The 13,899-nt window shown below is 47.5% G+C and carries 14 protein-coding genes; 8 read left to right on the top strand and 6 right to left on the bottom strand.

The features are described from left to right. The 3 genes from ACFI32_RS10390 to ACFI32_RS10380 form a co-directional block, all read left to right on the top strand. The coding region (locus ACFI32_RS10390) for a hypothetical protein (RefSeq protein WP_462626520.1) at window positions 1-207 on the top strand (207 nt) is incomplete at its 5' end. A 167-nt stretch (window positions 208-374) separates the two neighbouring features. Continuing rightward, on the top strand, window positions 375-1,409 hold the full coding sequence (gene cmoB / locus ACFI32_RS10385) for a tRNA 5-methoxyuridine(34)/uridine 5-oxyacetic acid(34) synthase CmoB (protein ID WP_462626519.1): 1,035 nt from the start codon (window positions 375-377) through the stop codon (window positions 1,407-1,409). A gap of 30 nt (window positions 1,410-1,439) precedes the next feature. Beyond that, window positions 1,440-2,552 carry a DUF1176 domain-containing protein gene (locus tag ACFI32_RS10380; protein WP_462626518.1) on the top strand — a complete coding sequence of 371 codons (1,113 nt, stop codon included), beginning with the start codon at window positions 1,440-1,442 and terminating at the stop codon, window positions 2,550-2,552. Between the two features lie 124 nt (window positions 2,553-2,676). Here the strand turns inward: ACFI32_RS10380 and ACFI32_RS10375 are convergent, their stop codons facing one another. Continuing rightward, window positions 2,677-2,895, bottom strand: coding sequence for a DUF2788 domain-containing protein (locus ACFI32_RS10375; RefSeq protein ID WP_462626517.1), 219 nt, complete (start codon window positions 2,893-2,895; stop codon window positions 2,677-2,679). A 289-nt stretch (window positions 2,896-3,184) separates the two neighbouring features. Here ACFI32_RS10375 and ACFI32_RS10370 point away from each other — a divergent pair, with 289 nt between their 5' ends. The 4 genes from ACFI32_RS10370 (at window position 3,185) to ACFI32_RS10355 (ending at window position 7,516) form a co-directional block, all read left to right on the top strand. Continuing rightward, complete coding sequence (locus ACFI32_RS10370) at window positions 3,185-3,400, top strand: hypothetical protein (protein ID WP_462626516.1); 216 nt, start codon at window positions 3,185-3,187, stop codon at window positions 3,398-3,400. A gap of 17 nt (window positions 3,401-3,417) precedes the next feature. Next, entirely contained in the window at window positions 3,418-5,247 is a 1,830-nt protein-coding gene (argS, locus tag ACFI32_RS10365; RefSeq protein ID WP_462626515.1) for an arginine--tRNA ligase, read from the top strand. A 210-nt stretch (window positions 5,248-5,457) separates the two neighbouring features. Beyond that, a complete protein-coding gene (locus ACFI32_RS10360; protein WP_462626514.1) occupies window positions 5,458-6,276 on the top strand; it encodes an SPOR domain-containing protein in 819 nt (272 codons plus the stop codon). A gap of 145 nt (window positions 6,277-6,421) precedes the next feature. After that, a complete protein-coding gene (locus ACFI32_RS10355; protein ID WP_462626513.1) occupies window positions 6,422-7,516 on the top strand; it encodes a PTS transporter subunit IIC in 1,095 nt (364 codons plus the stop codon). A 222-nt stretch (window positions 7,517-7,738) separates the two neighbouring features. Here the strand turns inward: ACFI32_RS10355 and ACFI32_RS10350 are convergent, their stop codons facing one another. Further along, complete coding sequence (locus ACFI32_RS10350; RefSeq protein WP_462626512.1) at window positions 7,739-8,182, bottom strand: MarR family winged helix-turn-helix transcriptional regulator; 444 nt, start codon at window positions 8,180-8,182, stop codon at window positions 7,739-7,741. A 96-nt stretch (window positions 8,183-8,278) separates the two neighbouring features. Here ACFI32_RS10350 and ACFI32_RS10345 point away from each other — a divergent pair, with 96 nt between their 5' ends. Next, a complete protein-coding gene (locus ACFI32_RS10345) occupies window positions 8,279-8,737 on the top strand; it encodes a hypothetical protein (RefSeq protein ID WP_462626511.1) in 459 nt (152 codons plus the stop codon). A 214-nt stretch (window positions 8,738-8,951) separates the two neighbouring features. On the opposite strand, the gene clpX is transcribed toward ACFI32_RS10345, so the two are convergent. The 4 genes from clpX to rdgB form a co-directional block, all read right to left on the bottom strand. Next, the gene (gene clpX / locus ACFI32_RS10340; RefSeq protein ID WP_462626510.1) at window positions 8,952-10,226 is read right to left on the bottom strand and encodes an ATP-dependent protease ATP-binding subunit ClpX; all 1,275 of its coding nucleotides are present in this window, start codon (window positions 10,224-10,226) and stop codon (window positions 8,952-8,954) included. 71 nt (window positions 10,227-10,297) lie between these two features. Beyond that, complete coding sequence (gene clpP, locus ACFI32_RS10335) at window positions 10,298-10,930, bottom strand: ATP-dependent Clp endopeptidase proteolytic subunit ClpP (protein ID WP_462626524.1); 633 nt, start codon at window positions 10,928-10,930, stop codon at window positions 10,298-10,300. Between the two features lie 400 nt (window positions 10,931-11,330). Next, complete coding sequence (tig, locus tag ACFI32_RS10330; RefSeq protein WP_462626509.1) at window positions 11,331-12,674, bottom strand: trigger factor; 1,344 nt, start codon at window positions 12,672-12,674, stop codon at window positions 11,331-11,333. A gap of 212 nt (window positions 12,675-12,886) precedes the next feature. Next, window positions 12,887-13,552, bottom strand: a complete 666-nt coding sequence (gene rdgB, locus ACFI32_RS10325) for an RdgB/HAM1 family non-canonical purine NTP pyrophosphatase (RefSeq protein ID WP_462626508.1) — start codon at window positions 13,550-13,552, stop codon at window positions 12,887-12,889. Window positions 13,553-13,899: the final 347 nt, after the last annotated feature.

The following is a 13,899-nucleotide window of genomic DNA, read 5'->3' as shown; positions in this document are numbered from 1 at the left end:
GTAGATTGTTCTTATCCAGTTAGCTTAGCTGACGGATCTGCTAATATCATTGATAAGCTTTATCCCAGTATTATTGAGGATGCTAAAAACGTCTTACATTGGTTAGAAGAAGATAAGATTGTGTTCAAAGGTCAAGATAATGGCTACGGTGTTTTTGAATACGACGACTTTCGTAATGAGGTGGAGACTCTACAGGGTAAAGCCTAATCATTGAGTCAAAACTAAGCAGTATAGGCGTTTAAAAGTTACAGCCTATTTATCAATTGTACATAGATATTTGCTTTTTGGGTGCTCTAAGCGCATTCTACGTAAGTTCAAAAAATGCGCTGTTTTTTGTTAATTCACTTCTTCCTTTTTATCAAACATGGTTTTTTATGCTCAACGACACCATCACGCACGCCGAACGCGAACTATATCTCACCTTATTAGAGCTGGCCCAGCAGCAGCCAAACGCTTATGAGTGGCTGACGCGACTGCCAACGTGGTTAAATGCGATCAAAGATAAAGCCAATTACGCGCATGCACCAGCTTACCAAGCATCGGTAGCACGTCTGCCAAAGTTGACGGTCAATCATGTCGATCTAAACAGTGATACCTTGACGATTGATGCAAGTCTCAATCAGTCTCAATATAAACAAACGACAGCATTATTAAAACAGCTGATGCCGTGGCGCAAAGGGCCCTTTCAGATTGGGAATGATGAATCAGGTATTCAGATTGATACCGAATGGCACAGCGATTGGAAGTGGCAACGGGTCGCCCCGCACCTGAGCAGACTTGATGGTCGCCGCGTATTGGATGTCGGCGGCGGCTCTGGCTATCATGGCTGGCGGATGGCTGGCGCGGGGGCAGATACCGTTATTATCATTGATCCGTCTTGCTTGTTTTATCATCAGTTTATGGCGATTCGTCATTTTGTTGGTGGCGCGGATGCTCATGAGACGGGTCGCTACCGCACGCATTATATTCCTGTACCGCTAGAAGCATTACCTGAGTACAGTCAGTTATTTGACACCGTGTTTAGTATGGGGGTGCTCTATCATCGTCAGTCGCCATTCGAGCACTTGCAGCAGCTGAGAGGCCAGCTTGTCAAAGGTGGCGAGCTGGTGCTTGAAACCTTGGTTGTCGAAGGCGATGCCAACACCGTACTGGTGCCGCATGACCGCTATGCGCAGATGAATAACGTGTACTTTTTACCATCGGTCGCCGCATTAACGGGCTGGCTAGAAAAAGTCGGTTTCTCGGATGTGCGCTGCGTTGATGTCGCCGTTACCTCCACTGACGAGCAACGACAGACTGAATGGATGACCTACCATTCGTTGACAGACTTCTTAGATCCCGCTGATTATAATAAAACCATTGAGGGTTATCCTGCACCCATGCGTGCAACCTTAATTGCAAAAAAATAGCGTTTATTATATTAGAAATAGGAAATAATAATGAAAATATCAGCAGCTTTAATTCTGGCCACGATCGGGTCGCTCTCGCTACCTGCCATTGCAGGGTACGGCACACCGTCTGAAGGCGAAGGCTTTGTACAGGACGATTGGCAAGTGGTTTGTGATAACACACGGACGTGCCGAGTGGCTGGCTACTCAGGTGACGCCTCAATGGATCAGCCCGCCTCAGTACTATTCACCGTAACGCCAAAAGTCGCCTTGCCAAAGGCGCAAATTCAGTTGGCATCAAAACCATCAAAAGCTAAGGCTGAGCTGTGGTTAAACAATAAAAACTATGGAACGTTGCAGCCCACTGGAAGTGACGCTGCGTTATACGATTTATCTGCCAAGCAAACGCAAGCAATCATCGATAAGGCCCGTATCAACAACAAGATAGAAGTCAGAGCGGGCAATAATCGCTGGCGTATCAGCGACAAAGGGATATCGGCGGTACTGCTCAAGCTCGATGACGTACAGGGCCGAGTCGGGTCATCAATGGCATTGATCAGTAAGCGTCGCTCAAATCGCCAAACGCCTAAGGCGGCATTACCAATGCCCACGATTGAAAAGGCCTTTGCGTATTCGGAACAAGACAGCAAAACACGCACTGCATCAAAACGTAAATACTTTCAGCAAAATATAAACCAGTGGGTCGATATTGACTCCAAGCAACTTACGGGTGCCGGAAACGATATTGGTGCTTGTGAGCTGGTCAATCCAAAAACATCAGAATATCAGCGTATGGCAGCATATGGCTCTACGGTACTTGGTTGGGATTTTATAGCAGTAGATAACGCGCATACCTTAGCCACGCATCTTTGCTCGTCAGGGGCATATAACTCAAGCAGAGGCTATTGGCTCATTAACAACGATAAGCCGAGCAATCCTGTACTGATCACGGCTGCAGGTAATGACTATGAGGCAGGTGAGATCAGTGCTGCTCACAAAGGCCGAGGCGTTGGTGACTGCTGGAGTCATGCGACATGGACATGGAATGGTCAGACATTTGCAAAAAGCGAAGAGTCGAGCACAGGCTTGTGTCGCGGTTTTGCTGGCGGGGCATGGGATCTACCCACCTATGTGAGTAAAGTCATCGATAATAATGATCAATAAACCATCATATCATCGCAATGATAGGCACCTGATTGGGGGTGTCAATCATGAGCGGTGTTTATTGGCTGCCCAAGCAGTCAGGGCAAGCAACCAATCTGAGCAACCAATCACTAAAAATGGCTGATTATATCAGCCATTTTTTGAACGCGACTTCCATAATTATCTTAAGTATGAACCCAATAGAGCCTGCGCCAAGTGCTAAAAAGATCCAAAAGGTACCTGCACGGCCTGCTTCTGACGTCTTGGAGATGTCCCACATAATAAAGAATAAGAACGCAATAAATATCGGTAATAAAACGTACAGTCCCCAACTGGTGACGGTACTAGATGCAATCGCAAACATGGCAGTATCCTATAAATCAAATCATCATGTGCCTGACTGGCGGCAGTTTTTGATTATGGTGGTCAAAATAATAGGCGCGCTGACACGCACGCCATTTGTGCCATAACCAACCATAATAAAAAACAACGATCCAGCCCGCACATACGAGCCGTTATTATACGCTAGAAGTAGGCAGGTATAAATGACTGGCAGGGTGAGGGAACACGAAGGCTACAATAACCATTTTTGTCCTTAGCTACTGGCTGTTACCGATAGGGTTAACGAGTCAGGGGCCAATTGGTTATCATGTGTGGTAGCAATTTCGGTGCTATTTTTAGCGCAAATGGTGCATTGCATCGCAAAGATTGTTATATTTACAGGTTACTTATCTTTTTGCATCACTGCTGCGTTCAGCGCGCTTGGTGATGGTTGGCATGACGCTGCATTGCTAATGCTGATACATCGAGCAAAAGCGCTGATCGGTGGCCGTGCTGTCTTCCTTTTTATCATCTATCTTTATCATTGATCCGAGTTCATAATCCTATGTCACAAGCCCAAATTGATACGCTTGCATCCCTATTTAACGATGCGGTGCAAACCCTACAAGCAGATGGCACGCTACCAAGCGATTGGCAGAACAACAGTCAAATCACCCGTACCAAAGATCTCAGTCATGGTGACTTTGCCAGTAATATCGCGCTCACTGCGGCCAAAGCGGCCAAGACCAACCCACGTGCCTTGGCCGAAAAAATCGTTGCCGCCTTGCCTGAGAATCAAGACATCCGACAAGTAGATATCGCAGGACCTGGGTTTATCAACGTCTTTTTAAATGCCGAAGCCAAGTTTGCGGTACTCGGTGACATTTTTGCGCAAAAAGAGCAGTTTGGTCTGAGTGATCAGTTTGATGGTCAAAAGGTACAAGTTGAGTTCGTCTCGGCCAACCCAACCTCAAGCTTGCATGTCGGTCATGGACGCGGGGCGGCATTTGGAATGAGTGTGGCAAACTTGCTCGAAGCTGTCGGCTATGACGTCACGCGCGAGTATTATGTCAATGACGCGGGTCGTCAAATGGATATTTTGGCGACCAGTACTTATTTGCGCTATTTAGAGGCCAACGGTGAAACGGTCATATTCCCTGTTAATGCCTACCAAGGCGACTACGTCCGCGATATCGCAGAGACGGTTAAGACGCAGCATGGCAACAGTTATGTACACAGTTTCGCAGACGTTGCCAAAGACGTGCCAGAAGATGCTCAGTTTGAGAGCAATGCTGATGGCGAAAAAACGCTACTCTCAGGCGATAAAGAGGCGCATATCGATGGCTTGATTGCTAACAGCAAGGCGCTGCTTGGCGACAGCTACACGCTGTTTTTAAACGCGGCACTGACCAGTATCCTAGCAGACATCAAAGACGACCTGAATGACTTTGGTGTGAGCTATGAGTGCTGGTTTAGCGAAAAATCTATTGAGCCTGAGATTGAGCCTGTACTGCAAATACTCGATGACAAAGGTTACTTATACCAAAAAGACGGTAATACGTGGTTTAAATCGACCGATTTTGGCGACGAAAAAGACCGCGTGGTACGCCGTGCCAATGGTCAGTCGACATACTTTGCTTCTGATATCGCTTATCACAAAAACAAGTTTGATCGCGGCTTTGACAAAGTGGTGAACGTATGGGGCGCGGATCACCACGGCTACGTGCCGCGTGTGCGTGCCGCATTGTTGGCACTTGGTATTGATGCCGAGCGTTTGGATGTGGTACTGGTACAGTTTGTGGCGTTATGGCGCGGCAGTGAAAAAGTACAGATGTCATCGCGTTCAGGTCAATTTGTCACCTTGCGTGAACTGCGTGCGGAAGTGGGTAATGACGCGGCACGTTTTTACTATGTGGCGCGTAAGCCTGAAGTGCACGTGGACTTTGACTTAGAGCTTGCAAAGTCACAAAGTAAAGACAATTTGGTTTACTACATCCAGTATGCTCATGCCCGCGTTTGCCGCGTTATGGACAAGCTGGCTGCAACGGGTCTTATTGTTGATGATACCATCGGTGCTGACAACCAGCAGTTATTGACCGCACCAAGCGAAGATGAGCTATTAAAACTACTTGCCGCGTATCCTGCTACCTTGCTGCGTGCCGCAACGGGTTATGAGCCGCACGTATTGACCAATTATCTCAAAGAGCTGGCCGCATTATTCCACGGCTGGTACGATACCAACCGTATTTTGCCACTGAGCCTAACCTCAGGAGACACGCCAAGTCAGGACGAGCTGGATTTGATGCAGGCACGTTTGCGCTTGTCTAAAGCAGTCAGACAAGTGCTGGCAAACGGCCTTGGTCTACTGGGCTTGTCTGCACCGACCAGCATGTAACGACCTGCTCACGTCTATATCAGGCCAGCTGTATAGATACGGCTGGCCTGTTAGGATATAGCCAAGCATACCGACGTTACGTATTCGCTATGCCCAAAACTGTAGGCAATTGCTAAAATAGTATCTGTACATGACCACTGCGGCATGGCTGATAATGGCCATTTGCTATCATTGATAACGACAGAGAAACTCGTAGGGAGAAAGTGATCCATGTTGGCCAAAAAACCGAAAGGTGCCACCACCAAGCGCAAGACCAGTAGCGTATCAGGCTTATTATGGATGTTTGTTGGCGCGGTACTGACTTTGATGATCGGCGTGTTTTTGTATTTGTCGCCGCTGTTTGATTTTAATCAATCGAGCAATGCCACCGCTGAGCCAGATCGGCAGGTAGAGCCGCGCGTCAATACGGACACAGACAATACCGACTATGAGTTTTATGACATTTTGCCCAATCAAGAAATGGCAGCCATTCCTGATGAAGACGTTGGGGATAACGATGTTGATGCTATGGATCGCATGAGAGACTTTGAGCCAGATGCGGTAGTCACTGAGCCTGAGCCACCTGCAGATGAGGGCAATTTTGGTATTTCGGAAACCACCACCATTGAGCCCAGTCGTAGCAGCAATGCGGCAAACAATGAGAGTGACGGTCAGATCGTGGTCGTAGAAGAAAACGCCACTTATGACGGCACATCACCTGCCAGTAATAATGGCAACGGTAATGGCGCGGCTAACGCAGGCAGCAACAATGCCAATGCTGGTACGGCCAGTGTGCAGCGTGCAGCGACAGCGCCAACATACATACTGCAGATCAACAGCTTTAGTGACGCTGATGAAGCCGATCGCCGCCGCGCGCAAGTGCTGATGGCAGGGGTGGATGCCAAGGTGGTCAAAAACACCACGGGTAACGGTCTGCCGATTTATCAAGTCATTTCACGACCCATGAATACCCGCCAAGCGGTGACCAGTGCCCAGCAGCGCCTACAAAATAACGGCATTGATTCTATCATTGTCGAACAGCGCCGCTAATCGTAAAAGGCGCTTGCAGTTGAACATCGTTATTAAAAAAAGCGTCTGACTATGGCGCTTTTTTTGTATCTGTGTTGAGATCATCGATGCTGATGTTTTCATTTTTATACCTATTATTATTTTTACTCACATAAAGAGCTTGATCATGACGGTATCTGCTACGCCCGCCGCACCGCCCAGTGCGATGAAGTCATTTTTTCAAAAGTATTTTATCGATGCCTTCACAGGCATGGCATTGGGGTTATTTGTCACCCTAATTGCAGGTTTGATCCTCTCGCAAATCGGTAGCTGGATACAGTGGCCTGCCTTGATGGCGATTGGCAAAATGGCTGCGGTGTTGATGGGTGCTGGTATCGGCGTTGGCATTGCCTATTACCTAAAAGCGCCAACACTGGTGATGCTCAGCTGTTTGGTGGCAGGTATGCTCGGCGCACATTCAGAAGCGCTGATGGCAGGCACGTTATTTACCCCTGTTGACGGTGCGCCAGCGACCTTTACCGCTGTGCCTGGTAATCCGATTGGCGCATATTTGAGTACCGTGTTTGCTTACCGCGCAGGCTCGTGGGTGGCGGGTAAAACCAAGCTGGATATCTTGCTTATTCCGTTGGTGGTCTGCGGCGTGGCGCTCGCTGTCTGCGCGTGGCTCAATCCGCCAGTGGTGGCCGCAGTCAATGCTATAGGTTATGCTATCCAAGCAGCGACTGAGCTGCAGCCATTACTGATGGGTATCGTCATTGCGGTTGTGGTTGGTATTTTGCTGACACTGCCGACCTCGAGCGCCGCCATTTGCATTGCGATTGGACTTGGCGGCGTCGCAGGCGGGGCTGCTGTTGTGGGCTGTGCGGCGCATATGGTGGGCTTTGCCGTTGCCAGTTATAAAGACAATGGCGTGAGCGGCCTGATATCACAAGGTCTGGGCACAAGCATGCTACAGATTCCCAACGTGCTCAGAAAGCCGATTATTCTGCTGCCTGCGGTGGTTGCCAGTGCCATCGTTGGGCCGATTGCCACGGTTGGCTTTGGGCTGGCGTGTACGGCGACGGGCGCAGGCATGGGCACGGCGGGTTTGGTTGGTGTGTTTGGGGTATTAGAAGCGTCTAAGGATATGATGGGACAAACCCAGCTGTGGAGCGCGATTATCTTGCTGATGCTTGTGTTGCCTGCACTGATCGCATGGGCGACTGCCTTTGTTATGCGCCGCGCTGGTCTGATCGTTGCTGGTGATATGAAGCTGCCTTAGTGACTCAAATGAGTGGGGCGTATTGAACATTCGACCATGGCACTAGCAGAGACTATTTGTAAATGTTCAACACGCCCTAAACAAGCACGAAACCATCCAAAATTTGGGGTTCAACTCATTTTTAATCACACCCAGAGCAGTGTATTCAAACCAATTACGAACAACACTATATGACTAAGTGCTGGCTTCTTTAAGCCAGCTTTAGACGAATCTATGCAATGATTAGCGGTCAATCGTATGAGCAATTCGCTTAAGCACAGACAGTGTTGTCTCAAGCTCTGCTTCAGAAATATCTGTTGAGCCGTCAACTGCCCATGCCAATTGCTTGTCATACAATTGCGTATATATCACTTCTCCACGTTCCGATAAGCGGATTAATTTCGCTCTCTTATGCTCTGGATTGTCATGGAACAATAACAGTTTATCTTCGTGCATGACGTCAATAAGTCGTTGAACCGCCTGCCGTGTTAGTCCCATGTTTCTGGCGATTTGTGACGCAGTTTGCGGTTCACCTGCCAGTGATAGCGCGCCCAAAACCTTCCAGCGGGCACTCGTGATGCCATATTCAGCCCCCATCTGGTCGCCTTCACTGACAAAAAGACCGCCTAGCTTGAATACTTCAAGAACAATATCGGTGAATATAGGGCCTTTGTTAGATTCTTTCATCTTCCATCCTATGGTTAAATTGACAATATGTTGACAATATGGGATACCAGTCACATAATGACAACATGTTACCAATTAATGTCGTTGGAAGAAACCATGATAACTCACCTTCATAGAATTTCCGCCCAAATAGCGATCCTCTGTATAGCCACGTTTTTTACAGCAACGATATTCGTCAAGCTTTTTGGCACAGCCGAATCTATCGCAACCGTGAAAAGCCTAATCTTATGGCTAGGTTTATTCATTCTTATTCCTGCAGTTGTATTAACTGGAGGCAGTGGCTTCGCTTTGGCAAAATCTAGAAGCGGAAAGCTCGTTCGTCAAAAAAAGACAAGAATGCCATTTATTGCCGCTAACGGCATACTGGTTCTGATTCCGTGTGCCATATTTCTTGATCAATGGGCATCGGTAGGTATTTTTGATATCAAATTCTATGTCGTGCAAGCTGTTGAATTGTTGGCTGGTGCTACCAATCTGATCTTGATGGGTATGAATATGAGAGATGGCTTCCGTATGCGTGGACGATTCGGGCGGTCGAGATTAAACAACGGCTAACCATATGTTTTACTGGGCGCAGTCGCTAATGCACCTACGCGTATAACGGCGCATATAGATTTACTATGACAATAAGAAGCGGATTCCACTAAAATGAAAAAGACTGATTCCTGTAATGTACAGAAATCAGTCCTTGGGTAAACAAAACTGGCCAATACCTGGCGTTTTGTTTTATGCATGCTGGACTTTTTGTCAGTTCATAGCACAGATGAACTTAAGCAATTTTAGGAATTTTGCCTTCGTTGATCACGTCTTCATCGACGGTGACCAATTTGGCATTTTCCATTGAGGGCAGCTCATACATGGTTTCAAGTAAGGCGTTCTCAACGATAGAGCGCAGACCACGCGCACCTGTTTTACGCTCCATCGCTTTTTTGGCAATGGCATCAAGTGCTTCTTGCGTGAAGCTAATCTCAGCACCTTCCATATCGAACAAATACTTGTACTGTTTGACCAGTGCGTTCTTAGGTTCAGTAAGGATTTGCACTAAGGCTTCTTCGTCAAGCTCACGCAGCGCTGCAAGTACTGGCAGACGACCGATCAGCTCAGGAATCAAGCCAAACTTAATCAGATCCTCTGGCTCGACTTCTTGTAGCAAGTCTGAGCTGCGGCGACTGTCATCTTTTGAGCTGACATCGGCGTTAAAGCCGATCCCGCCTTTTTCGGTACGCTGCTGCACCACTTTATCAAGTCCTGCAAACGCGCCGCCAACGATAATCAGGATGTTACTGGTATCGACTTGGATCAGCTCTTGCTGTGGGTGTTTGCGGCCACCGTGCGGCGGAATCGCAGCAACTGTGCCTTCGATCAATTTGAGCAAGGCTTGCTGCACACCTTCGCCTGACACGTCACGCGTGATAGACGGGTTGTCGCCTTTTTTGCTGATTTTGTCGATCTCATCGATATAGATGATGCCTTGTTCTGCCTTACTCACATCGTAGTCAGAGGCTTGAAGCAGTTTTTGGACGATGTTTTCAACGTCTTCACCGACGTAGCCCGCTTCGGTCAAGGTGGTGGCGTCAGCCATGGCAAACGGCACATCAAGCAGACGAGCCAACGTTTGTGCGAGCAAGGTTTTACCAGAACCCGTTGGGCCGATCAGCAAGATGTTACTTTTTGCCAATTCTACCATCGCGTCATCAGCACCAATTTTGGCTTTTTTGCTGTCATTGGCGAGTGTCTGGCTAACTTTTAGACGCTTGTAATGGTTATACACTGCTACCGATAACGCTTTTTTGGCCGAGTCTTGTCCGATCACGTAGTCATCAAGCTTGGCACGCAGCTCTTTTGGAGTAGGTAGCTTTTTGTTGACCCAAGACGTGTCAAGCTCACCATCCGCGCCGTCATCTAGAGCGCTATCAGCGATCAGATCGGTGCACAGCTCAATACACTCATTACAAATATTGGCATCGTCAGCAGCGATCAGTTGCTTGACTTCATCTTTGGCTTTGCCGCAAAACGAGCAGTGCGGTTGATTGTCTTCTGCCATATAAGGATACTCCTAAAATATCAAACGTATACATTGGGTAGGTGTCACATGTTGCGTGAATCACGTACCACTTATAGTGATGCTGGGCGACGCTCTAATACTTCATCAACCAAGCCATAATCTTTGGCAGCAGCGGCACTCATAAAGTTATCACGATCAGTGTCTTTTTCTAACTGCTCAACAGGCTGGCCTGTGTGCTCAGACAGCAAACGGTTCAGCTTGGCTTTAAGCTCGATAATTTCGCGGGCATGAATCTCAATGTCTGAGGCCTGACCACGGAAACCGCCAAGGGGCTGGTGAATCATCACACGAGAGTTGGCAAGCGCATAGCGTTTGCCTTTTGTGCCTGCTGATAGCAAGAATGAGCCCATAGAGGCGGCTTGACCCATGCAGATGGTTGAGACATCAGGCTTAATAAAGTTCATGGTGTCATAAATCGCCATGCCTGCGGTAACCACGCCACCTGGTGAGTTGATATACAGGTGAATGTCTTTATCAGGGTTTTCGGCTTCCAAAAATAACATCTGGGCGACAATCAGATTGGCCATGTTGTCTTCGACTTGGCCTGTCAAAAAGATCACACGCTCACGCAATAAACGCGAGAAGATATCAAACGAGCGCTCACCGCGAGATGATTGCTCAACCACCATCGGCACAAGCGCGTTTTGCGCATTGCTACCTTGTACCTCTTGATGGGCACTCATTAAGGTATCAAAATGAGGATTGGCAGTAATACGATCATAATCTGTCATAAAAATATCCTAGAAATAAAAAAGTAATGGTAAGCGCTCAAACCCGCTTATAGTTGGTCAAAATCGGTAGTGCTGGGCAAATAGGTGTCGATGTCGCTTGGGCAGTATGTTTGTTATGGATGAGGCAACCGACTTGCTTATAGGACGGTGCATACCAGCAGCTAAGATGGCCGTGATGATGGCGCATGGTCACGTTATGGTCAGCGCTACTTTGGACACGGCATCAAATCGTCCCCTATTAATAAGGTGTCTGCGCTTATTTATCAAGAGCCTGTGACATAAAGCCAAAAGAAAAATGCCCCAACAGCATTTGTTGGGGCATTTTTTTAAAAATCAGCGGTCACGTAAAAAATTACATGCCTTGTTGCTGCTGCTGCTGAGCAGCCAATAGATCTTGGTAGCTGACTTCTTTGTCAGTTACTTTACCTTGAGCGATGAGGTAATCAACCACTTGGTCTTCTAATACCACAGACTCAATGTTCGCACGTTGCTGCTTGTCGGTGGTGTAGTACTCGATGACTTCACTTGGATCTTCGTAGTTTTCAGCCGCTTCATTGATGAAGGTTTCAACGCGTTCTTGATCCACTTCTAGGTTTTGGGTATCGATAATACGAGCAACGATGATACCTAGGCGAGCGGCACGCAAGGCTTGCTCTTCAAACAATTCGTTTGGCAACATGTCTTTGTTGAAGCTGTCTGCGCCAGCGCCGAACTGCTGGGCAAAACGCTGCATCATCATGTTACGCTGACGCTCGATTTCTTGCTCTAGCATGGCACTTGGGACGTCAAATTCGTTTTTCTCAAGTAGCGCATCAAAAGTTGCTTGCTTCACTTGGCTGCGAGCGGCGTTTTTGATTTCGCGTTCCATGTTTTTGCGAACGTCTTCTTTTAACTTCTCAACGCCACCTTCTTTTACGCCGAACAGCTCAAGGAACTCTTCGTTGATTTCAGGCAGTTTTGATTTTTCAACTTTTTTCACGTTGATTTTGAACTGAGCTTCTTTACCTGCCAACTCTTCAGCTTGGTAATCTTCTGGGAAAGTCACGTCGATGACTTTTTCTTCGCCAGCTTTCATGCCTTTGATGCCCGCTTCAAAACCTGGGATCATCTGGTTACTACCGATCACCAATTTGAAGTCCTCAGCTGAGCCACCTTCGAATTTTTCGCCGTCGATAGAGCCTTCAAAGTCAAAAATCACTTGGTTGCCTTTATCGGCTTTACCGCGTTTTTCAACAAACTCTTCGCGCTGCTTTTGTAGGTTTTCGATCATGGTGTCAACGTCTTCTTCATTGACAGTGGCAGTTTGACGCTCGATTTCGATCTCGTCTACGCCTTGTACGTCAACTTCTGGGAAGATTTCAACAGTGGCTTGATAGACCAAGAAGTCGTCTTCTAGTTTCACATCATCAATGTTAGGCATGCCAACGGCGCGGATGTCTTCTGCTTTGATCGCTTCAAAAACGGTGTCGCGGATCACATCATTGATCACTTCTTGCTGGATGCCAGCACCGTACTGAGCACGGATGTGAGAAACAGGAACGTTGCCTTTACGGAAGCCGTCGATTTTGGCTGTTTTTGCCACTTGACGAATACGACCTTCGACCTTGTTTTGAATTTTTTCAACAGGTACTTTAACGGTCAGCTGAGTTTCTTTTTCAGACAGCTTGTTGGTAGTGATTTGTAAATCTGTAGCCATGTTAGTTACACCTTTAGGATTAAAGTAGCTGGCAATCGTGCCCTCAAAGTACGTTTGCGCGCTAGCCGATTGCCATGGAATGAATGGGGGTTGGGACAAAATTTTAAAAGTAGGCCAGTATAATCTATCTGCTAATTAAAGTAAAAGTTATCTGTTTTTTGACCATGTTTTGTGGACGTTTGCCCCAATATTGTGTGTTAGCCATCAGGTTGTTATTGCCCGCTTGACTGCGCTGATAATTGCGTTAGTAACTGACGGATGGCTTGGCCGCGGTGACTGATTTGGTTTTTGTCCATCGCGCTCAGACCCGCGGCAGAGGTGTGCAGATCAGGCAACCAAAACAGCGGGTCGTAACCAAAGCCGCCGTCACCATGTAGCGTGTCCAAAATTTCGCCCTGCCATAAGCCTTGAGCAATAATAGGTAATGGATCGTCTGCATGACCTACCATGGCGAGCACACAGACGAACATGCCTTTGATTGGCGTGTCAGGTTGGGCGGCGCGAAGCGGCTGCAAATCGGCGATCAGTTTGGCGTTGTTTTTGTCATCATGACCATGCTCACCTGCGTAACGCGCCGAGTAGATACCAGGGGCGTTGCCCAATGCTGGCACGCATAGTCCCGAGTCATCAGCAATGGCAGGTAAGCCGCTACAGCGACTGGCATGCCGTGCTTTGATGATGGCGTTTTCGACAAAGCTGAGACCATCCTCCACGGCATCTGCGATATCAAGCGCGCCTTGAGGGGTGATGGTCACATCCAAATTCGCAGCCGCAAACAGTCGCTCAAACTCGGCCAATTTGCCGCGATTATTACTGGCAAGTACCCACTGTGATGAGGCGTTAGTAGGGCGGTCAGTTGCAGGTTGGGTATCAGTCATAAAGGTGGCCTGTAATGGTTAAAATCGGGCGATAGTACTGCCAAAACCGTTGGCAATAAGTGGCATTATTTTAGCGTATTTGACCATCGATTGCCTATTTGCAGTGGTTTGCGCCAATAATCGTAATATTGGTACGATATCGACAACGATAAGATAAAAAATATGCTTTGATATTGTACTCAATATCAAACACTTGCTACGGATTGCTGCGGCGCATAACATTCGGTAACGGATATTGTAGCCGGCAGTTGTTATAATAGCTGGCAAGCTATAGTGAATGATAGCTTATCAGTGATAAAGATTATTTTAACAATGACTTTATGAAATGCTTACCTTATGAGTAAGTC

The sequence above is a fragment of the Psychrobacter sp. PSi21 genome (assembly GCF_054960615.1).
The sequence above is the reverse complement of the archived record's forward strand: the minus strand, read 5'-3'. Positions and strand labels throughout refer to the sequence as shown.

Excerpts from the sequence above, each read along its gene's own strand:
- cmoB (WP_462626519.1), top strand. The coding sequence starts at position 375 with ATGCTCAACGACACCATCACGCACGCCGAACGCGAACTATATCTCACC.
- argS (WP_462626515.1), top strand. The coding sequence starts at position 3,418 with ATGTCACAAGCCCAAATTGATACGCTTGCATCCCTATTTAACGATGCG.
- rdgB (WP_462626508.1), bottom strand. The coding sequence starts at position 13,552 with ATGACTGATACCCAACCTGCAACTGACCGCCCTACTAACGCCTCATCA.
- ACFI32_RS10380 (WP_462626518.1), top strand. The coding sequence starts at position 1,440 with ATGAAAATATCAGCAGCTTTAATTCTGGCCACGATCGGGTCGCTCTCG.
- clpP (WP_462626524.1), bottom strand. The coding sequence starts at position 10,930 with ATGAGTGCCCATCAAGAGGTACAAGGTAGCAATGCGCAAAACGCGCTT.
- ACFI32_RS10360 (WP_462626514.1), top strand. The coding sequence starts at position 5,458 with ATGTTGGCCAAAAAACCGAAAGGTGCCACCACCAAGCGCAAGACCAGT.
- clpX (WP_462626510.1), bottom strand. The coding sequence starts at position 10,226 with ATGGCAGAAGACAATCAACCGCACTGCTCGTTTTGCGGCAAAGCCAAA.
- ACFI32_RS10350 (WP_462626512.1), bottom strand. The coding sequence starts at position 8,182 with ATGAAAGAATCTAACAAAGGCCCTATATTCACCGATATTGTTCTTGAA.
- ACFI32_RS10345 (WP_462626511.1), top strand. The coding sequence starts at position 8,279 with ATGATAACTCACCTTCATAGAATTTCCGCCCAAATAGCGATCCTCTGT.
- tig (WP_462626509.1), bottom strand. The coding sequence starts at position 12,674 with ATGGCTACAGATTTACAAATCACTACCAACAAGCTGTCTGAAAAAGAA.
- ACFI32_RS10375 (WP_462626517.1), bottom strand. The coding sequence starts at position 2,895 with ATGTTTGCGATTGCATCTAGTACCGTCACCAGTTGGGGACTGTACGTT.
- ACFI32_RS10355 (WP_462626513.1), top strand. The coding sequence starts at position 6,422 with ATGACGGTATCTGCTACGCCCGCCGCACCGCCCAGTGCGATGAAGTCA.